Origin of the sequence: Salinicoccus halodurans, assembly GCF_900114445.1 — a bacterium.
Classification (GTDB): domain Bacteria; phylum Bacillota; class Bacilli; order Staphylococcales; family Salinicoccaceae; genus Salinicoccus; species Salinicoccus halodurans.
On sequence record NZ_FOTB01000001.1, the window covers coordinates 540527 to 561217 of the forward strand.

The 20691-nt window shown below is 44.2% G+C and carries 22 protein-coding genes and 1 other RNA gene; 13 read left to right on the forward strand and 10 right to left on the reverse strand.

What is annotated here, in order from left to right; all coding sequences use genetic code 11:
* The first annotated feature begins 3 nt into the window (after positions 1-3).
* From aac(6') to BM271_RS02680, 6 genes are all read left to right on the forward strand, one after another.
* Positions 4-435 carry an aminoglycoside 6'-N-acetyltransferase gene (aac(6'), locus tag BM271_RS02655; protein ID WP_046790095.1) on the forward strand — a complete coding sequence of 144 codons (432 nt, stop codon included), beginning with the start codon at positions 4-6 and terminating at the stop codon, positions 433-435.
* Positions 436-452: 17 nt separating this feature from the next.
* Positions 453-1094: a uridine kinase family protein gene (locus tag BM271_RS02660; RefSeq protein WP_046790096.1), complete on the forward strand. Its 642-nt coding sequence runs from the start codon at positions 453-455 to the stop codon at positions 1092-1094.
* Positions 1095-1186: 92 nt separating this feature from the next.
* On the forward strand, positions 1187-1624 hold the full coding sequence (locus BM271_RS02665; protein WP_046790097.1) for a GNAT family N-acetyltransferase: 438 nt from the start codon (positions 1187-1189) through the stop codon (positions 1622-1624).
* 90 nt (positions 1625-1714) lie between these two features.
* Complete coding sequence (locus tag BM271_RS02670; RefSeq protein WP_046790098.1) at positions 1715-2344, forward strand: class I SAM-dependent methyltransferase; 630 nt, start codon at positions 1715-1717, stop codon at positions 2342-2344.
* Positions 2345-2421: 77 nt separating this feature from the next.
* A complete protein-coding gene (locus BM271_RS02675) occupies positions 2422-2616 on the forward strand; it encodes a dihydrofolate reductase family protein (RefSeq protein WP_046790099.1) in 195 nt (64 codons plus the stop codon).
* 58 nt (positions 2617-2674) lie between these two features.
* Positions 2675-3544, forward strand: a complete 870-nt coding sequence (locus tag BM271_RS02680; protein ID WP_046790100.1) for a YitT family protein — start codon at positions 2675-2677, stop codon at positions 3542-3544.
* Between the two features lie 77 nt (positions 3545-3621).
* On the opposite strand, the gene BM271_RS02685 is transcribed toward BM271_RS02680, so the two are convergent.
* The 6 genes from BM271_RS02685 to hxlA form a co-directional block, all read right to left on the reverse strand.
* A complete protein-coding gene (locus BM271_RS02685; RefSeq protein WP_046790101.1) occupies positions 3622-4629 on the reverse strand; it encodes an NADP-dependent oxidoreductase in 1008 nt (335 codons plus the stop codon).
* A 209-nt stretch (positions 4630-4838) separates the two neighbouring features.
* Positions 4839-5270 (reverse strand): GNAT family N-acetyltransferase, encoded by a 432-nt coding sequence (locus tag BM271_RS02690; protein ID WP_046790102.1) that lies wholly within the window; start codon positions 5268-5270, stop codon positions 4839-4841.
* 100 nt (positions 5271-5370) lie between these two features.
* Positions 5371-6885, reverse strand: a complete 1515-nt coding sequence (locus BM271_RS02695; protein ID WP_046790103.1) for an ABC transporter permease/substrate-binding protein — start codon at positions 6883-6885, stop codon at positions 5371-5373.
* Positions 6882-7841: an ABC transporter ATP-binding protein gene (locus BM271_RS02700; protein ID WP_046790104.1), complete on the reverse strand. Its 960-nt coding sequence runs from the start codon at positions 7839-7841 to the stop codon at positions 6882-6884. The genes BM271_RS02695 and BM271_RS02700 overlap by 4 nt, the downstream gene beginning before the upstream one ends.
* Before the next feature lie 199 nt (positions 7842-8040).
* Positions 8041-8580, reverse strand: a complete 540-nt coding sequence (gene hxlB, locus BM271_RS02705) for a 6-phospho-3-hexuloisomerase (RefSeq protein WP_046790105.1) — start codon at positions 8578-8580, stop codon at positions 8041-8043.
* Between the two features lie 2 nt (positions 8581-8582).
* Positions 8583-9215, reverse strand: a complete 633-nt coding sequence (hxlA, locus tag BM271_RS02710; protein WP_046790106.1) for a 3-hexulose-6-phosphate synthase — start codon at positions 9213-9215, stop codon at positions 8583-8585.
* Positions 9216-9311: 96 nt separating this feature from the next.
* On the opposite strand from hxlA, the gene BM271_RS02715 reads away from it, so the two are divergent.
* Entirely contained in the window at positions 9312-9653 is a 342-nt protein-coding gene (locus tag BM271_RS02715) for a winged helix-turn-helix transcriptional regulator (RefSeq protein WP_046790107.1), read from the forward strand.
* 120 nt (positions 9654-9773) lie between these two features.
* A non-coding RNA gene (gene ssrS / locus BM271_RS02720) (6S RNA) lies at positions 9774-9965 on the forward strand.
* Positions 9966-10051: 86 nt separating this feature from the next.
* Here ssrS and BM271_RS02725 read toward each other — a convergent pair.
* Positions 10052-11320 carry a replication-associated recombination protein A gene (locus BM271_RS02725; RefSeq protein ID WP_046790108.1) on the reverse strand — a complete coding sequence of 423 codons (1269 nt, stop codon included), beginning with the start codon at positions 11318-11320 and terminating at the stop codon, positions 10052-10054.
* An 81-nt stretch (positions 11321-11401) separates the two neighbouring features.
* On the opposite strand from BM271_RS02725, the gene BM271_RS02730 reads away from it, so the two are divergent.
* Positions 11402-11818 (forward strand): RrF2 family transcriptional regulator, encoded by a 417-nt coding sequence (locus tag BM271_RS02730; RefSeq protein ID WP_046790109.1) that lies wholly within the window; start codon positions 11402-11404, stop codon positions 11816-11818.
* A gap of 39 nt (positions 11819-11857) precedes the next feature.
* On the opposite strand, the gene BM271_RS02735 is transcribed toward BM271_RS02730, so the two are convergent.
* Both BM271_RS02735 and BM271_RS02740 read right to left on the reverse strand, forming a co-directional pair.
* Positions 11858-13543: an ABC1 kinase family protein gene (locus BM271_RS02735; protein WP_046790110.1), complete on the reverse strand. Its 1686-nt coding sequence runs from the start codon at positions 13541-13543 to the stop codon at positions 11858-11860.
* Between the two features lie 114 nt (positions 13544-13657).
* Positions 13658-15022, reverse strand: coding sequence for an aspartate kinase (locus BM271_RS02740; RefSeq protein WP_046790111.1), 1365 nt, complete (start codon positions 15020-15022; stop codon positions 13658-13660).
* A gap of 156 nt (positions 15023-15178) precedes the next feature.
* Here BM271_RS02740 and BM271_RS02745 point away from each other — a divergent pair, with 156 nt between their 5' ends.
* The 3 genes from BM271_RS02745 to thrB are packed head-to-tail and all read left to right on the forward strand — an operon-like array spanning position 15179 to position 18342.
* The gene (locus tag BM271_RS02745; protein WP_046790112.1) at positions 15179-16405 is read left to right on the forward strand and encodes a homoserine dehydrogenase; all 1227 of its coding nucleotides are present in this window, start codon (positions 15179-15181) and stop codon (positions 16403-16405) included.
* Position 16406: 1 nt separating this feature from the next.
* Positions 16407-17489: a threonine synthase gene (gene thrC, locus BM271_RS02750; protein ID WP_200795315.1), complete on the forward strand. Its 1083-nt coding sequence runs from the start codon at positions 16407-16409 to the stop codon at positions 17487-17489.
* Entirely contained in the window at positions 17470-18342 is an 873-nt protein-coding gene (thrB, locus tag BM271_RS02755) for a homoserine kinase (RefSeq protein WP_046790113.1), read from the forward strand. Before thrC ends, thrB begins: the two co-directional genes overlap by 20 nt.
* Before the next feature lie 56 nt (positions 18343-18398).
* Here thrB and BM271_RS02760 read toward each other — a convergent pair whose 3' ends face one another.
* A complete protein-coding gene (locus BM271_RS02760; RefSeq protein ID WP_046790114.1) occupies positions 18399-19397 on the reverse strand; it encodes an LLM class flavin-dependent oxidoreductase in 999 nt (332 codons plus the stop codon).
* A 144-nt stretch (positions 19398-19541) separates the two neighbouring features.
* On the opposite strand from BM271_RS02760, the gene BM271_RS02765 reads away from it, so the two are divergent.
* A complete protein-coding gene (locus BM271_RS02765) occupies positions 19542-20678 on the forward strand; it encodes a cysteine desulfurase family protein (protein ID WP_420806920.1) in 1137 nt (378 codons plus the stop codon).
* Positions 20679-20691: the final 13 nt, after the last annotated feature.

Consider the following 20691-nt stretch of genomic DNA (forward strand, 5'->3'; position numbering starts at 1 on the left):
TCAATGATCATTCAAGCTGAGAAAAGTCACATTGAAGATATGACAAGACTCGTATCTGTTCTGTGGAATGAGGATCGTGATATTTTGGAAGCAGAAATTACAAAGAATATCTGCAGGAATGATACCGTTTATTTTATAAAAATGGCAGATGGCAATCCGGTCGCTTTTGCCCAGTGTCAGCTCAGGTATGATTATGTTGAAGGGACAGATTCTTCACCAGTAGGCTATTTGGAAGGCATCTTTGTGAAAGAAAAATGGAGATTAAACCATATTGCAGCAGATCTGGTCAGGGAATGTGAACAGTGGGCGAAAGGTAGAGGCTGCACTGAATTTGCCAGTGATTGTGAACTGGATAATACTATAAGTCATAAATTTCATCTAAAAAGTGGATTTGAAGAGATGAACAGGATCATCTGTTTCAGAAAATCAATATAGGCATGGGGGCGTTGATAATGGATCAGTTGGTCGAAGAAATTAATAGATTCATAAAAAGCCGAAAGAAATGCCTGATAAGAATTAGCGGCCATGGGGCTGCAGGTAAAACAACATTTGCTGAGGCAATCATGAAAGAATTAAAAAGTAATACATATAATTATTTGAATACAGATTCTTATATCATCCATGGGGAGTACAGAAAACCTCTAGAGGCGACTTATAAATATAATAATGAAATACATAAAGGCAAAGTCACGGCCTGCCTGCCGGTGGCACATGAACTCAAAAGTTTGAAGCGGGATTTGAAAATGCTTAGGTCAGGAATGGATTTTCTGACTATCGATACAAACTGGGCACCAGCAAAGACGATTCATGCTGAACGGTATGTGACGATAGCCGACGGAATGAGTACTGCATTTTTGGAAGAGTCATTATTTGATCTATCCATCTATATCTATACAGATGGTCAGACAGAGTTGGAAAGAAGAGTGGAACGGGATGTTCATGAACGTGGAAAATCAATACAGGCTTTAATGGATACTCATAAGGAAAGAAGAATTCAATATGAACTATTCATGCATGATAGAAGGGTTGATTTTGATATTATTGTGAATGATTCATATGGTCGGTTTGTTGTTGAGAAAGGCTGGGTTAATTAGACGGAGAAATTGAATTATTATTTTAATGGTAAAGAAAAATCTGTTAAATCAGTGATTATCGGATAGTATTACGGCTTAAAAAGGAGATACCCATGAATACTACAACAATTAAAGAATTACATACAGAAGATGAAATACAAGATGCCTTTCCGATTATGCAACAGTTGAGAAGCCATCTTGATCAGGAAACCTACCTGGATTTAGTTTTAGAGGCAAAAGAAAAAGACAGCTATAAAATGTTTGCGCTGATTCATGAGGCGGAAATCGTTGCAGTAACTGGTTTTAAACCTATGATTACCTTATACTACGGCAGGTTTGTGTGGGTATGTGACCTCGTAACTGATACAAACAAACGCTCAAAAGGATATGGTGAAAAACTGCTTGGGTTTGTTCATGATTGGGCAGCAGAAAAGGGTTATGAAAGTGTCGCTTTATCATCCGGGTTGCAACGTACGGAAGCCCATCGCTTTTATGAAAATAAAATGGATTATGACAAAGCGAGCTATGTATTCAAAAATAATTTGAAGTAATTGGTTTATAAAATATTTTCTAAGTCATCCTTACATTGAGTTTGGCTTACACTTAGGTTGACATTAATAATAACAAAGGGGCAAATATGGATGTTAAGCAATAAAGGCTTTGATTTATGGGCAGACGATTACGATAAGACAGTGCAAATCAGTGAAGAAAATAATCTATATCCTTTTGCAGGATACAAAGAAATATTGAATCTGATATTCAATGAAGTGATGAGTAATGGCAAATCAAAAGTGCTGGATATTGGTTTTGGAACAGGGGTATTATCAAGCAGAATCTACGGGAATGCTCATGAAGTTCATGGTATAGATTTTTCTTCGGGCATGCATTCGATTGCTGAGGAAAAAATGCCGGAAGCGAATCTGGTGCTCTGGGATATTTCTGAAGGATTGCCGACTGAAGTGTCTGCTGAGAGTTATGACTTTATCATCAGTACTTATACTTTGCATCACTTGAATGATGAGGATAGGTATATTTTCATAAATGATTTGATGTCACATTTAAAAGAGAATGGTAAGTTGCTGATTGGAGATATTTCCTTTGAAACACGAGAAAAATCGGATAGATGCCGTCAGGATAATATAGATTACTGGGATGAGGATGAAATCTATTTTGTATCTGATGAAATAGGGGATAGATTGAAAATGGTTTATAGGTATGAGTACAAACAGGTGTCTCACTGTGGCGGCTTATATGTGCTTGAAAATTATTAATGACATAACACGACAATAATCATCTGATTTTTATTTTAAATACATATAGATAAGAAAATGAATAGAGGAGATACCCTTTGCCAAAAGTTATTCTAGGTATGACGATGTCACTGGATGGATTTGTGAATGATAATAAAGGGAGTATAGAACATCTGTTTCCAGATCTTGAGGCACTGCAGGGCAGTAAAATGATGAAGCAGTCGATTCGTGATACAGGAGCAGTGAATCTTTGCCGACTTTTATTTTATCATTTCAAGCACTTACTTTTGTGACTTATTCACATGAAATGGTACAATTATACATATATTAATAAAAGGAAGTTTCATGTTTATGAAAAATTTAACACCACGTCAGTTGTTAATCTTCATCGGTCGGATTCTAATGACAATCCTTGGTGCGTTTATTACTGCGTATGGTCTGGAGTCTGTTTTAATTCCAAACCAGGTGTCTGACGGCGGAATTACAGGTGTCAGTATTGTTGGCTCGAACCTATTTGATATTAAGTTGGGTTATCTGATTGCTGTATTAAATATTCCTTTTATCTGGCTCGGGTATAAACAAATCGGAGCTAAGTTTGCGATACTTTCTATTGTAGGAATACTTTCTCTCGCATTCTTCACATCCATAATGCATCATATACCGGCAATAATAGAAGGCGACTCCCTCCTTGTCACCATCGTAGGTGGAGTGATTATCGGTACTGGTATGGGAATTGCTCTTCGTAATGGTGGCGCTCTGGATGGCATTGATATGTTCGCAGTACTTTTATCGAGAAAGCTTCCATTTGGAACGAGTGATTTTATTTTATTTCTGAACATCTTTGTGTTTATACTTGTATCCACAGTATTTGGTTTCGAGGGTGCAATGCTTTCAGCAATTGCTTATTTCATCGCTTCTAAAGTCATCCATCTTATTGAAGAAGGATTGAGTGGCTCAAAAACATTTACGATCATTACAACAAAACCGAAGTCCATCATTGAAGAAATTAAAGATGAGTTGGGGCGTACATGTACATATAATGAAATTCATGGTGGATATACAGATATCGCCTTTACTCAGATTACATGTGTAATCAACCGTCTGGAAGAGCAGAAGCTCAAGGAAATCATTACTACAAAAGATCCTCATGCATTTATTGCCGTCTATGATGTTTCTGATGTCAAAAAAGGAAGTTTCATCAAGCAGGATCTTCAAAAATAATAATATTTGGAGCACGAAAAGAGCCTGAGGAAGACAAGTCATTAATCTTCCTCAGGCTTATTTTTTCATATAATTTTTTAGTCTAATGAGTTGGAAACTTTAACGACTTGTTTACCAAAGTTATCTCCGGTAAACAAGTTTCTGAATGCTTCTGGCAATTGATCAAACCCTTCCGCAATTGTTACTTCAGATTTGATCTTTCCTTCCTGGACCCATTTGGCAAGTTGTTCACTTGCATTTTTTGCATTATCCTGGAATTGTGCCACAAGGAACCCCTGCATCAGGGCCTGAGATTTAATCAGTTTTTGCTGAACACGCGGTCCATTATCCTCTTTACTGTTATAAGAAGAGATCGCTCCGCATACTGGAACTCTCGCGAAAGTGTTCAGATGATTGAATACTTCATCTGAAATAGGACCGCCAACATTTTCGAAGTATACATCGATGCCATCAGGCACAGCTTCTGCCAGCTTTTCAGAGAAATTATCCTTTTTGTAATCAATGCCTTCATCGAAACCAAGAGTTTCAGTAAGATAATTTACTTTTTCATCACCGCCGGCAATACCGACGACCTTCGCACCTTTGATTTTCGCAATCTGTCCAACGACAGAACCGACAGCACCGGACGCCGCAGAAACTACGACAGTTTCGCCTTCCTCAGGTTTGCCAATCTCCAATAAACCGCCATATGCCGTATGTCCTGGCATACCAAGTGTACTCAAGTATAGATGAAGTGGTACTTCAGTCGATGGAACTTTATTCACAGCATCACTTGAAACAGTGTTGAATTTCTTCCAGGGCAGTCCGCCCGTAACTACATCTCCTTCTGAAAAATTTTCGTGATTCGATTCAACAATCTTGCCGACGACATGACCATTCAATGGCTCGTCTATTTCAAAAGGCTTGGAATAAGATTTTGTATCATTCATTCTTCCACGCATATAAGGGTCCACGGATATATAAACACTTTCAATTAGGACTTCATCATTATCCGGCTTTTTAATTTCAGTATCTTCATATCTGAAAGTTTCATCACCAGGCAGCCCTTCCGGACGTTGTGCTAAAACTATTTGTTCGTTTTTCAAGGTAATCCTCCTCGTTTTTTAGTTAAATACATTTTGACATTTTATGACGCCTGAAGCAAAAATTAAAGCCTATTGTCAACAGAGTCTTCCATAGTATGCATCGTTATTTATCTGGTCTCATATATCCGATACAGTCGTATGATATTGATCTATGTAAACCTATTGACTCATAGAATCCTTTAGTTTTCTCAGTATAAACCAAATCCAGGTTACTCAGTTAGACTTGGAAGCCACATTTTAACGGCAGGGATATTATCTTTTATGACTCCCAACCGCACTTTCGATATATCTCTTTTAGATAAGTAGGTTACGACTTCATTATATATTTTCTGACCCAAGCCTTGTTTCCTGTATCTCTGATCGATGACTAAGTATCCAATCATGCAGGTGGAATCATCTGGATAGTGAAATAACAAATCCAGGAAACCAATGAGTTCCTCCTGATTGTATATTCCAAACACTTCTTTGTTTTGCAAATTGATGTTTGGTGGCACATCTATCAAAAATTCTTCCCGCACTTCTTGTTTGGTTGGTGTGTGCTGTACATAGTCAGTAAAATAATCTGTATTGTTCAGTATAAAATTATAGAATTCTGTAATATCTTCTGACGGATCTATTCTTTTCTTGAACAGTTTTTTCATCTAAATAACTCCTTAAATATCTTCTTCTAAATAAGTATATCAAATACAAAAGACATGAGGTCTGCACATTCGCAGACCTCATGTCTTTATTTTGAGGGCTTTATTCTAAAAGACCCGCTTCTTCCAGATAATCCTGCGCAACTGTATAAGGATCTTTGTTTTCCACCGCAACCTGATAATTCATCTCCTGCATCTCTGTATCACTGATCTGTCCGCTGAGTTTATTCAGAGGATCAATGATGTCCGGATGTTCTTCCAAAAACTCCTGTTTGAACAATGGTGCGCCCTGATATGGTGGGAATACATTCTGATCATCTTCCAGTATGACCATGTCATATCTTCTTAAGTCTGCGTCTGTGGAATATGCGTCCATCAGGTTTATATCTCCGTTGTTGATTGCCTGGTAACGCAGCTTCGGTTCCATGGTTCTCACATTATCGAAGTTCAGGTTATAGGCTTCCTGTATGGCTGGATATCCGTCTTCACGGTCATTGAATTCAAGGGTGAAGCCGGGATTGATCTGGCCTTCTATTTTCTTCAGGTCACTGATCGTTTCTAAATCATGTTCTTCGGCAAATTCCCGTTTTACAGCAAGGGTATAGGTGTTGTTAAATTCCATAGGCTCAAGCATCGTCATGTCGAATTGTTCTTCCAGGCTGGATTTTGCCTGTTCATAGACTTCCGCTTCATCTTTCGACTCGAGGGGCTCTTTTGTCAGTTCACCGAGCACTGTTCCTGTAAATTCCAGGTAGCCGTCGATGTCATCTGATTGTAAGGCGTTGAACAGGAAGGATGTCTTTCCCAATCCGTCTTCAACTTGTACTGTATAATCCGTTTCCTCTTCAATCAATATTTTATACATGTTCGTGATAATGGATGGTTCGGTTCCAAGCTTACCTGCAATCGTAATGGACTCTTCTTTTTGAGAAAACAGGGGAGCGACTGTAATCAGCAGCATCACTACAAGGATGGATCCCAGTGTGATGACAATCTTTTTGTAGGAAAGATTCTGTATCACTCTAAGTATGATATCAAATACGATTGCAAGGAGGGCTGCAGGTATGGCCCCTATGATAATCAGGGAGGTATTGTTGCGGTCTATACCAAGCAGTATAAGATCTCCCAGGCCGCCGGCACCGATTAACGCAGCGAGCGTTGCCGTACCGATGATGAGCACCATTGCTGTGCGTATACCGGCCATGATGACTGGCATTGCGATCGGAAGTTCCACTTTCATGAGACGGCGAATGGTCTTCATGCCGATGCCTCTGGCTGCTTCGACAAGTGAACCGTCGACTTCGACAATGCCGGTGTAGGTGTTCCTTAATATCGGCAACAGAGCATAGACGATCAGAGCAATGACCGCCGGCACTTTACCGATACCAAAAAGGGGTATCATCAGGCCGAGCAGTGCGAGGGAAGGAATCGTCTGCATCACAGCTGCTATGTTGATGACAATTTCAGATATCTTTCTCGTCTTGGTCAGCAGTATACCGAGCGGTACACCGATAAGTACAGCAATGATCAATGCAATGAATGAAAGCTGTATATGTTCAATAAGTGTCGTAAGGAGTTCACCTTTTCTTGCATTCAACGTCTCGAAAAATAGATTCATCGTTCGGCGCCTCCCTGTCTGTCAGCAAGATATCTGAAGACATCCTGGCTTTTCAGTATCTTTTTATTATCATCCTCACCGTTGACAATGATGCCGTCATGTTCAGAGAGGTGCTGGAAGGCGACCTGGATCTGGGTATCATCCGGTACAATCGGATAATCAGGGTAATCCGTATTATTTCCGGCAGGATGGCTGTCAGCGATGTCGCCGATTGTCAGCTGCTGCATTCTGTGTGTATCCAGGTCGCCGATAAAGTCCTTTACAAAATCATTTTCAGGCATTGTAAGGAACGCTTCCGGTGTGCCAATTTGTTCGGCGTGGCCTTCTTTAAGCAGGCAGATCCGGTCTCCCAGTTTCAAAGCTTCCTGGATATCATGGGTTACAAAAACAATTGTCTTCTTTATCGTTTTTTGAAGTTCTATGAGGTCATCCTGCAGTTTTTCGCGACTGATCGGATCAAGCGCACTGAATGGTTCGTCCATGAGGATGACGGGTGGGTCTGCGGCAAGCGCCCGTACAACACCTACACGCTGTTGCTGACCGCCGGAAAGTTCTTTCGGTTTTCTGTTTTTGAACTGCTCCGGTTCCATTCCGACCATTGTCAGTAATTCATCAATCCGGTCATCAATATCGGAGTCGGTCCATTTCTTCATCAGGGGCACTTGGGCAATGTTTTCCTTGATGCTCATATGCGGAAAAAGTGCAATCTGTTGAAGGACATATCCGATGTCCCAGCGCATTTCATAAACCGGATATTCACTGATCGGCCTCTCCTTGAAGTAGATATAGCCACTGGTCAATGGAATCAGCCGGTTGATCATCTTCAGTGTCGTTGTTTTGCCGCATCCGGACGGCCCAATCAAAACAAAGATTTCACCTTCTTTAATATCGAAACTCAAATCGTCTACTGCAATTTTGTCTCCATACTTTTTTGTCACATTTTTAAACTGGATCATCTTCTCGCTCCTATCAGTTTACTTATAGTTAAAGTATATAGAAAACCGGATACAATTAAAATTATTCGGGCATAATTGCTATCTTTTAAGTATGATATTTGCTCTATTGGGAGCAACGTTTTAATTTTTAAGATATAAGTGAAACGAAAGAACTCCGACCCTTGAGGAAAAGGTCGGAGTTCTTATAAACGAAAGCAGACTATTCTAGATTTGCATGATTGTCCTGCATTGTTTTTTCAGTGACATTTAGTTTCTTCTTGAGATCCATAACCATACTGTCTAAGAATATCTGGCAGCTTTGTTCGAATAAAGTGCCCAAAGGCTGTTGTGAGCCGGCTTCATCATACTTCGTTCCCGCTGGCAATTGAATGCTCAAGCTGGATAAATCCTTGATTGGAGCGTCGTCAGTTGTAGTAATCAGAACGATTTCTGCTCCAACACTGTCTGCTTTTTTAGCCAGTAATTGCAAATGTTCTGTAGTACCGGAGGCAGATATAACCAGCAGTACATCTTTTTCCTGTATTGAAGGTGTTAACGTGCCTCCTGCAACATAGACCTTTTGACCCAGCTGATTCAACCGCATGGCGAAACCCTGGCCAACAAGGCCGGAACGTCCCTTGGCAGCTATAAATAACGCAGAATCATTTAATAACATATCTTTGAGACGTTCAGTTTTTTCAACAGGCACCTGTCCTAAAGTCTGTTCTATCTCATTAATAATCAGTTTGTAATTATCCATCGTTACTTGCCGTCGATGACATCTCTGCAGTATTTTGCTGCTTCACGCGGATTTTCTGCATTGGCAATGCCTCCGCCAACAATGATAAGATCAGGGTTTTCATCCGCAACCGATTTGATTGTTTCAGGTTTAATCCCGCCAGCAACCGCAACTTTTGAATTTTTGATTACAGATTTAACAGTACGCAGGCTTTCCAATGGGGACTGTCCTTCAGCCTGTAAATCATATCCAGTATGGACTGCAATGTAATCTGCCCCCATTTCATCTAATTCTATTGCACGTTTCTCCAGATTCTGAACTGCAATCATATCGACCAGCAATTCTTTTCCATTTTTATGTGCTTCTTCTATAGCGGATTTGATGGAAGAATCTTCAGCAACACCCAGGATAGTGACGATGTCTGCACCAAAGTCCACTGCCTGGCTTACTTCATAACCCGCCGCATCCATAATTTTCAAGTCTGCCAAAACTTGCGCGTTATTCAGAGACTCCCTCATCAATTTAACGGAGGGTAAACCTTCATTGATTACAATCGGGGTCCCGATTTCAACGATATCCACAAAATCTTCTACCTCTTGGGCCAATTTCACTGCTTCTTCTTTGTTCAAAAGATCGATAGCCAACTGCAATTTCATATATTAAAACTCCTTCTCTAAATCTCTTACATAACCATTATGATACTATCTACTTAATGATACAATACTGACAAATATGTCATATAGGAGGAAGTCATGTTAATTGAGTATAATAATAAAGAATTTCATACTTCTAAAGATCTTGCACTATCAGTGGTAGGGGGCAGATGGAAGATTGCAATAATATATCATCTGCTGCAGACTGACGTCCTTAGATTGAATGAATTTGAAGAGAAACTGCCCGATATAAATCAGCGGATGTTAATAAGGCAGTTAAGAGAATTGGAAAATGACAGACTTATAGAAAGAATAGTCTATCATGTAGTTCCGCCGAAGGTGGAATATAAATTGACAGATGTGGGCCGCACTCTTGATAAAGTTGTTTATGCTATTTGCGATTGGGGAGATGAGTATTTAAATTTTATAGAAAAATCATGATGGAAAGGTTGGGGAAACTGCGAAAATGGCGTTGGATATATGCAAAGTGCATTAATTTTTGGAGAACGTATTCAAATCAGTTTCCTTTTTCATATTTATGTGGTATTATACTTGTAATAGGAATACCTGAGAAGTTCGTGATGTGTTGAATTATATTTTGACCTAACACCTTTTTAAACGGGAGCCTAATTGGTTTTCCTGCAAAAAACATGCCTGCCAGACAGGACGTTTGGAGCAGGAAACAGGGCACCCACCTGCAAATAGCAGGCCAAAATAATCAACAATAGCACACGGCTTATGCTTGGATATTCCAATAAGTATCGGATGATTTTCATCCGGTGCTTATTTTTTTGTCCTAATTTAATAAGGAGCATCTGTATAAGATGCTCCCGTTCATTCTACAAATTTTTAAGTTTTGAATAGATATCATTCAGCTGCTTTTCATACTTGGATACATCCGATGGCTCGAAGTAGGATCTTTTTGTCAGCGTATCTGGCAGGTACTGCTGTTTGACGACGTGGTTCGGGTAATTATGCGGGTATTTATAGCCGATGGCATTGCCGAGTTTTTCAGCACTGGCATAGTGGCCATCACGCAGATGTTTCGGCACTGCCCCGATTTTCCCTTTCCGGATATCCGATAGGGCAGCATCTATACTCTTGATGGCACTGTTTGATTTCGGTGACAATGCAAGTTCTATGACTGCCTGTGATAACGGAATCCTTGCTTCCGGAAATCCGAGGCGTTCTGCCGATTGGATGGCGTCCAGCGTCCGGCTGGCAAGCTGCGGGTTGGCGAGTCCGATGTCTTCATAACTGATGACGAGCAGTCTTCTGGCTATGGTCACAAGGTCTCCCGCTTCTATCAGCCTGCCGAGATAGTGCAGGGCGGCATCGACATCACTGCCGCGGATGGATTTCTGGAAGGCGCTCATGACATCATAATGCTGATCCCCGTCCTTATCATGTAAAAATGCTGACTTCTGCATGCAGGCTTCTGCATCATCAAGAGTGATAGTCACTCTTCCATTTTCATCCTTTCCGGTGCTGAGTGCAGCGAGTTCCAGTGCATTCAAGGCAGTCCGGACATCCCCATGACTCGAGAGGACGAAGTGTTCCATTGCATCATCTTCGATTTCAATATCCATCTCGCCGAGTCCGCGTTCTTCATCTTCGATTGCGCGTCTGACTGCAGTGCGGATGTCTTCTTCCTCAAGTGAATTGAGTTCGAAAATCTGGCACCTGCTTCGGATGGCCGGATTTATTGCATGATAAGGGTTGGATGTCGTGGCTCCGATCAGCACGATATTTCCGCTTTCCAGATGAGGGAGCAAAAAGTCCTGCTTTGCCTTATCCAGCCGGTGGATCTCATCCAGCAGCAAAATGACTGAACCGCTCATCTTTCCTTCATCTGCAACAATCTGCATATCTTTTTTTGTATTGGTCACTGCGTTCAATGTTCTGAATTTATAGCTTGTCGATCCTGCAATCGCACTTGCGATACTTGTCTTGCCGATACCGGGTGGCCCGTAAAGGATCATGGAGGACAGGCGTTTTGCCTGGACCATCCTTCTGATGATGCCGCCGTCACCCACAAGATGTTTCTGGCCGAGCACTTCATCTATGGATTTTGGGCGCATCCTGAAACTGAGGGGCTGTGTTGACATATTTTCACCTGCTCTGTTGATTATGTTATATTAATAGTACTACACTATATATTAACATGAACTTAAATTATGGGGTGCTTTATGAAAATCTCGACAAGAGGAAGATATGGATTATATTTTATGCTCGCGTTGGCCAAAGATTATGGAGTGAAAAAAAGAAGTGTGAAATCTGTTGCTGAAGAGCGGGGGATCAGTGATCTTTACCTTGAACAGATTGTTGCAAACCTTAAAAAGGAAAATCTGATTAAAAGTACGCGAGGCGCTTACGGTGGGTATGAATTGAACTTGCCGCCGGATGAAATCATGGCAGGCAGGATATTCAGGACGCTGGAAGAAAATATCGTTGCGGTTGAAACCGATGAGAAGGATACAGAGACGGAGAGATATCTCTGGAGAAGAATCAGGGATGCGCTGCGCGATGTTCTGGATCATACGACACTGCAAGACCTGCTGAATCACTCGGAAGACGAAGTGGACGACTATATGTTCTATATTTAAGAAATGCACCTTCGGGCTTCCCCGAGGTGCATTTTTACGTCAGAACCGACCGGATTTGAATATGGCATACAGCATGCCCATGAACAGGAGCACCGCAAGAGAGAAGCCGATTTCTATAACCGGTATGTTCCAGAATATGTTGGTCTCGCCACTCATCGCAGAACCGATGATCAGTCCGACCATGATGATACTGAATGACAGGAGGACGATACTGAAGGAGAGCCGGTTGCCAATCTGATCCAGCCTTCTCATATACTGTTCACTGCGTTTTAATTCAACCTCCACAGGCACCTGCCGTTTCTTCAGCGCCTTTGTGAACTCATAGAGATTGCTTGAGGCACTGGAAATATCATCACTGAAAGCATTCCATTGATCCATGGCACGCCCAGCAACATTTTTGGGGTTAGATCTTTCTTGGAGCAGCTGTTTGCCGAATGGTTCGGCGACATCCACGATGCTGAATTCCGGATCCAGTTTGCTGACGGTACTTTCCAGAGTCAGTATCGTCTTGCCCAGTATGGTAAAGTCGGCCGGCAACTTGATGCGGTGCTGGTTGGCGATGCCGAATATATCCTGCACCGCCTCGCCGAGATTCATCTGGCTGAGCGGTATATCGTAATATTTATCCCTCAGCAGCTCGGCATCCTTGGTCAGCTGCTTCATATCAACATCATCGGGCACAACGCCCATGCGCGCGATGGATCTGACGACACCGTCCGCATCTTTTCGCATCATGGAAATGAGAAGTGCACCGAAATTCGCCTTCATCTCTTTTGTCATTTTGCCCACCATGCCGAAGTCCATGAATGCAATCGTTTCACCCGGCAGCACATTGATATTGCCGGGATGCGGATCGCCGTGGAAAAAGCCTTCTATCAGAATCTGATGGAATACCGCATTCGTTACACGCTCAGCAAGTCTCGTGCGGGAATAACCGAGCGCTTCGATGGCTGCGAAATCATTGATCCTGACCCCTTCGACATATTCCATCGTCAGTACATTTTTCGTCGTTGCCTCCCAGTAGACTTCGGGAATATAGACTGTTTCGTCTTCCTTGAACTGCTTGCCCAGTCTTTCTGTATTGCGGGCTTCTATAGTATAGTCCAGTTCCTCCAGGATAGCGCGGGAAAATTCGTCGATCATGTCTTTGATCTGGTACTGCCTTGCCCAGTTCATGCGGGATTCGGCAAGGGAGGCAAGCCGGTGCAGTATTTCCAGGTCATTCCTGACCGTCTGCTCTATATCGGGACGCTGGACCTTTATGGCTACGGTTTCGCCGCTTAGAAGCCGCCCCTTATGCACCTGGCCGATAGAGGCGGAGCCGAGGGTATCCTTATCAATATATTCGAATATCTCGTCCTTGGTCGCCCCGAGAGAGGTTTCAATGATCGCCACGGCATCTTCATACGGAAAAGGCGGCACATTATTCTGCAGCTGTTCCAATTCTTTTATGATGTCTTCCGGAATCAGATCGGGACGGGTGCTCGCAATCTGTCCGAGCTTGATGAATGTGGGTCCCATCTCTTCCAGGAATAACCGGATGCGTTCGCCCCTTGATTTTTCCTCATTCTCACTCTTTCCCTGACGGAGCAGAATTCTCTTCGGCAGCGAAATCATCTCATCCAGTGCAAGTTCCTCCACGATGAAGCCGAAACCGGATTTGGAAAATGCGATCGCAATTTCCCTGTACCTTCTTATATATTGGATTCTTTTCTCAAAAATCATAGTGACCTCCTGGTTCAGCTAGTGTGCATTGTTCCCTTTAACTACAGTATACCCGCTGGAGGGGGCAATCATCTATTGAAATGCAAAAAGGACTTCCAAAAGGAAGTCCCCGGTTTACACACTGACGTGCTGAAAATAGTTATTGTAGATTGCTTTGAGTGCTTTTTCCTCATCTTCAATGCCGATTGCGAACATCATGCTGATTTCTGAGGCCCCCTGGTTGATCATGCTGATGTTGACGCTGTTATCACTCAGGGCGCTCGTCGTTTTGGTAGCGATGCCGATATGCTCCTTCATACCTTCGCCTACGATGACGAGGAGTACCAGATCTTCTTCGACGTACATATCTTCAGGTTCGAGCTTTTCTTCGATATCTTTCAGTATGTCCTCAAGCTTCGAATTGCCTTCGAACTGGTTGGATCTGATGATGACGGAAAGGTTGTCTATGCCTGACGGGATATGCTCAATATTGATCTCATGATCTTCAAGGATCTGCAGCAGCTGCCTTGTAAAGCCGATCTGCCGGTTCATCAGATACTTCCTCAGGGTGATTGATGTGAAGCCCTCATCACAGCTGATGCCGATGACCGGCATTTCGGGAATAAATTCCCTGTCCGCCACAATTTTCGTTCCTTCCACTTCAGGATCATTCGTATTGCGGATCATGATGGGCGTTTTATTCTTGTAGAGCGGCTCGATGGCCTCATCATGGAACACACTGAATCCGGCGTAGGAGAGTTCCCGCATTTCACGGTATGTGATTTCTTTGATTGCATGCGGGCTTTCGATAAGACCCGGATGCGCCGAATAGATGAAGCTGACATCAGTGAAGTTTTCATAAAGCTCGGCATCCACGCCCCGTGCCACGATGGCGCCGGTAATGTCCGAACCGCCGCGCGGGAAGGTTACAATCTGATCTGTTTCGGAAACACCGAAAAATCCGGGAATCACCAAAACATGGTCAGTGTAATCCAGTTTTGCAAGGGCGTCGTAGGATTCGGGGAGCAGCTGTGCATTTGATGGCTCATCCGTCACCCTGATCCCTGCTTCTTTCGGCGGCATGTATTTCGCAGGCACGCCGGTTTTATTCAGATATTCGCTTAAGAGCTGTGCATTGAAATCTTCTCCGCACGACTTCAGTGCATCGAGCAGCCGGTCTTTATTTTCTATGTTTTCAAGGTACCGATTTAAAATACTTTTGAAATCTTTCAGCAGATCGGAGGAGATATCGAGGTCGTTGATGATCAGCTCATATCTTTCCAGGATCTGCTCCATTGCATCATCCGTACTCAGGCCGGTCACCTTGTTTCCGTGAAGCGCAATCAGAAGATCCGTCACCTTGATATCGTCTTCGAATCTTCTACCCGGGGCGGATACGACGACAATACGTCTTGCCGGATCTTTTTTTATAATATTTGCCACTTTTTCCAACTGTTTTGCATCAGAGAGGGAACTTCCCCCAAATTTAACTACTTTCATGATCTTTACACCCCGCATAGGAATTTTAAAACTAATAATACATCAAAAATTATGAATTGTGTAGACATTAATTAAAAAACTTCTTGAATTTTTCAACTTTTCGCTCTAATATGTTATCTTATATGGTAATCCAGAAACAGGAGGTCTAATGACAATATGAAAATAGCGTTACTTGGTTTGGGTACAGTCGGAACTGGTGTCGTCAATGTACTCGAAAACAACAAAGAGAAAATTGCCGGACTCACAGGTGAGACACTCACCATCAGCCATGTTCTCGTCAACAATATTGATAAAGAGAGAGAAGTGGAACTGGGCGGGGCGGTTATTACAGATGATATTGATAAAATCATTGAAGATGACACTATAGATATTGTCATTGAAGTAATGGGCGGTATTGAAAATACGAAAGATATTTTAAATGCTTTCCTTGAAAAAGGCATCCATGTTGTAAGTGCAAACAAGGATATGCTTGCGGAACATATAGATGAATTGGTTGGAACTGCGAATAAAAACAATGCGCAGCTGCTTTATGAGGCGAGCGTGGCCGGCGGCATTCCGGTCATCCGCGGCATAGAACACAGCCTGAACAGCAACGAAATCACCAAGGTTCTGGGTATTCTGAACGGGACGACGAACTATATACTGTCCAAGATGACAATCGACGGCTGGAGTTATGATCAGGCACTCGATGATGCGAAAGCGAAAGGGTATGCCGAAGCCGATCCGACAAACGATGTCGAAGGAATCGATGCAAAACGTAAAATTGTGCTTCTGTCGAGGCTTGCGTACGACAGGACAGTGAATATGGAAGAAGTGCCGGTCACAGGCATCAGCGGGGTGGACATTACCGATATTAAAAACGCCGCCCGCGAAAATCTGACATTGAAACTGCTCGGTAAAAGTGAATTCAGGGACGGCACCCTCGCAATCAGTGTGGAACCTATACTGCTGCCGTCGGATCACCAGCTCGCAGGTGTGAACTATGAAAAGAACGCCGTTTTTGTAAACGGCAATGCTGTTGGGGAAGCGATGTTCTATGGTCCCGGTGCAGGGAGTCTGGAAACGGCATCCGCTGTCGTCTCGGACTTGATCAATGTGATCCGCTCCAAAGATTCGAACCACAAGAATTTTGCGCCTGACGAGCCGGCGGAAATCAAGACGGGCGGAGATACAGGCGAATATTATGTCAGGCTGAAAAGCGACGGTGGCGATGAAAAGCTCGAATCCGAATTAGATGCGCTCTCAATCGGCTTCCGGCGCATAGAAGCGGACGGAGATTTTGTGATCCGGACGCAGGTCCTCAGCAGCAGGAAGATTGAGGAACTTAAGCAGAATGATGCGGTGAGAGTTGAAGCGGTATATCAAATAGATGGAGTTGAATAGAATGGTGAACTGGCAGGGACTCATAAATGAATATACAGAATATCTTCCGGTGGGGGACAAGACGCCCCGGCTCACTCTGCATGAGGGGGATACACCTCTTATCCGGCTGGACAGCCTGAGTGAAAAGTACGGTTCAGAGATTTATGCGAAATATGAAGGTGCGAATCCCACAGGATCATTCAAGGACCGCGGAATGGTGATGGCTGTGGCCAAGGCGAAGGAAGAGGGCGCACATACGGTGATCTGTGCCTCCACAGGGAATACTTCCGCTTCTGCAGCAGCCTATGCATCAAGAGCGGGTCTGAATACGATTGTTGTCATCCCGGAAGGGAAAATTGCACTCGGCAAACTCGCGCAGGCGATGATGTACGGTGCGAAAATCGTTTCGATTGAAGGCAACTTCGACGAAGCGCTCAAGATCGTCCGCAAAATTGCCGAAGAGAAGAAAGAGATTGCTCTGGTGAACTCAGTCAATCCATACAGACTGGAAGGGCAGAAATCCGCAGCATTCGAAATCGTGGACGCACTCGGCAAAGCTCCCGACTATCTGACGATTCCTGTCGGCAATGCAGGCAATATTTCAGCCTATTGGAAGGGATTCAAGGAGTACAATGAGAAGAAAGGTTCTGAGCTGCCTAAGATCTACGGCTTTGAAGCGGAAGGTGCAGCTGCGATTGTGAATGATAAGATCGTTGAAGAGCCTGAGACGGTGGCTACAGCCATCCGTATCGGAAACCCGGCTAGCTGGCATCTTGCAGTGGAGGCACGGGATGAATCCGGCGGAATGATTGAATCCGTCACAGATGATGAAATCCTTGATGCCTATGAATACCTTGCAGCGACAGAAGGCGTATTTGCTGAACCCGGTTCGAATGCAAGTGTTGCAGGCATGCTCCGTTCGCTCGAAAATGGGAAGATAGAGAAGGGATCGACGGTTGTCACGGTATTGACGGGCAATGGTCTGAAGGACCCTCAGACTGCCATCGATCAGATTACGCAAAAGCCGAAAGTGCTGCCGAATGATGAGAATCAGATCATAGACTATATAGAAAGCATCACCGAAGATGGAAACACACCAGTTTAAAGTGCCCGCCTCCAGTGCGAACCTTGGCCCGGGATTTGATTCGATTGGTATCGCCCTTGAGAAATTCCTCTATATCGAGGCCCGCGAGAGTGATGCGTGGCAAGTAGAATTCAAGGATGCGTTTTTGGAAGTACTGCCGGATGATGCTACGAATCTGGTAGTCCAGACCGCAATCGCCACAGCCCGGAAATACGGCAGGGAGATGCCGGCTTTGAAGATATATATGGGCAGTGAAATCCCGCTGACCCACGGCATGGGCAGCTCCGCTTCGGCAATCGTTGCCGGCATCGAGCTTGCAGACCGTTTCTGTGATCTCAATCTGAGCGACTTTGAAAAGGTCTTCCGAGGCAGTGAAATAGAAGAGCATCCGGACAATGTGGGGCCTTCCGTTACAGGCGGCCTGTTTGTCGGATACTACAAAGATGATGAGCTGTTCTACAACACGCTTGACCTCGAGGGCCTCGAAGTCATCATGAGTGTGCCGGAATACGAAATCGATACGAAAGAGGCAAGAGGTGTGCTGCCCGAGACATATCCCAAGCAGGATGCCGTCGATCAGAATGCAATCAATAATGCACTGCTCATGGCAATGATGGCCAAAGACTTCAAATCGATGGGAAGACTCATGATGAAAGACCGGCTCCACGAACCCTATCGCAGGCAGCTGATCGGGGAATATGACCGGATCAGGGAGATAGCGCTCGATGGCGGTGCATATGCCACGGTGATCAGTGGAGCAGGACCTTCATTGCTGACGGTATGTGACGCCCGGGACGCAGAGGGAATCCTCGGTGCGCTCCAGGCAGTGCCGGGTTGTATACATGAACGCATCAAACTGTACAGGCAGAGATAGAAGAATCCCGCAGGTCAAGTGACCTGCGGGATTTCTGTATGAAATACGTATTATTCCTACCCGTTATATTTCCTGACGACTTCTTCGAATATATCATAGGAACGTTTTTGGGCATCCCTGTCATAAATATAGCTTACTGCCATGATTTCATCGACATTGAACTGGCTCTGGAATAATCTCAGCTTTTCGAGCACCGTGTCCGGCGCGCCGAGCATCGCCACAGGGAATCTGCTTTCAACAGCCTGTTTTTCATACGGTGACCAGAGCGTGTCCATATCATCGACAGGCGGCTGGAGCTTTTTGCGTCCGCCGCGTATGACATTGAGTACGAATTGGGACATCGTTGTGCTCAAGTATTTTGCCGCCTCATCAGTATCTGCACAGATGACATTCAGACAGGCGATTTTATAAGGCGCATCCAGCTGTCCGGAAGGTTCGAATTCCGCTTCGTATATTTTGAATGCATCTTCCATCTGCCCGGGGGCAAAGTGGGCCGCAAATGCATACGGGAGACCGAGGCGTGCCGCGATATGCGCGGAATCTGTGGATGACCCAAGAATATACATCGGGATATTCGAGCCGTGGCCGGGAAAAGCCACAACCTGGGTCTCCTCATCTGAAAGATATTTACGTATTTCTTCCACTTCGGATCCAAATGTATAGACGCCGTCATGGTTATTCCTCCTGATGGCTGCAGCAGTCCTCATATCCGTACCGGGCGCCCGGCCCAGACCGATATCGAGCCGGTCTCCGAATATCGCCTTCATTGTCCCGAATTCTTCCGCGACAATGAGCGGTGAATGGTTGGGCAGCATGACGCCGCCGCTTCCTACACGGATTTTATCCGTGTGGTGGAGTATATGATGAATCAGCTGGCGTGTAGCTGATGAAGCGATGGATGTCGTATTATGGTGTTCAGCCACCCAGTATCTTTTATAATCAGAGCCATCTACATGTTTTGCAAGCCCGATCATATCATTGATGGCATCGCTCGCATCATGTCCTTCGCGCACGGGTACAAGATTGAGCAGTGATGCGGATAATTTCTTTGGCATAAGTGCTATTCCTCCTTTTAAAATATAATTATCAGCCAAAGGATTTATTTTGTCTAATAAACGGTTTGGAAAGTATTAAAAATAACTATTCCATGTTAAAATCATTTAGTGTATAATTAATTCTATTTGAAAAGTGGAGGGTGAATGAAAGTGGAAGTATATGCAGACTTTGCAGCAACGACACCGATGGATAAAGAAGTCATGGAAAAGGTGTTTGCGAATGCAGATGAATTCGGAAATCCATCAAGTATTCATAAGATAGGCAAGCGTGCAAAAGCGAGGCTCGAGCAATCCCGCAGGGAAACAGCCGCTCTGCTGAATGCAAATCCTGCTGAAATCACATTCACCAGCGGTGCCACCGAAGCGAACAACCTCGCGATCAGGGGCATCGTTTCAAAATATGAACATCCACATATCATCACGACGGAAATAGAACATGCTTCCGTACTGAACACTTACAAGTCCCTGGAAGATGTGGCTGAAGTAACATATATCCCTGCCACAAAGAAAGGCGCCATCGATATGGAAGCGTTCAGGGACGCGCTCCGGGAAGACACGGTACTCGTCTCCATCATGCTTGTAAACAACGAGACCGGCGTGATGCAGCCACTATATGAAATCGGCGAAATGCTCGCAGAACACGGCGCAAAACTCCATGTGGACGCCGTCCAGGCATTCGGCCATATGGGTGTCGACGTGAAGGATCTCGGTGTGGATCTGCTCACTCTGAGCGGCCATAAGATATATGGACCGAAGGGCATCGGTGTGCTGTACAGAAAGAATGATGTTGTTTTGAGCCCGATGATTACCGGAGGATCCCAGGAGAGGGACCGCCGCGGCGGGACGGAAAACAGCATGTTCATATACGCGATGGCGGAAGCAATGAAGAAGGCCGACGCAGAAAGAACGATGCGCACTGTAAAAGAGATGCAGCTCAAAGAGAAATTCCTGAATGCAATGACCCATGCGGAAATACCGTTTGAAGTGAACGGGGATGTCAACCAGGCGGCAAGCCATATCATCAGTATCTATTTCCCGTGGACGGAAGCGGAGTTCCTGCTGACTGCCCTCGATATGGCCGGTATATATGTATCCGGCGGTTCAGCCTGCAGTGCAGGTACCGTGGAACCCTCCCATGTGCTCGAATCGATGTACGGTAATGACGAACGCGTTAAAAAATCCGTGCGTTTCAGTTTCTCCCATCTGATGGAGGAAGCGGAGATAGATACGATAGCACGCGCACTAAAAGAGATATATGAGAGATTATTCATAGAAAGTTAGATTTGAAAGGAAT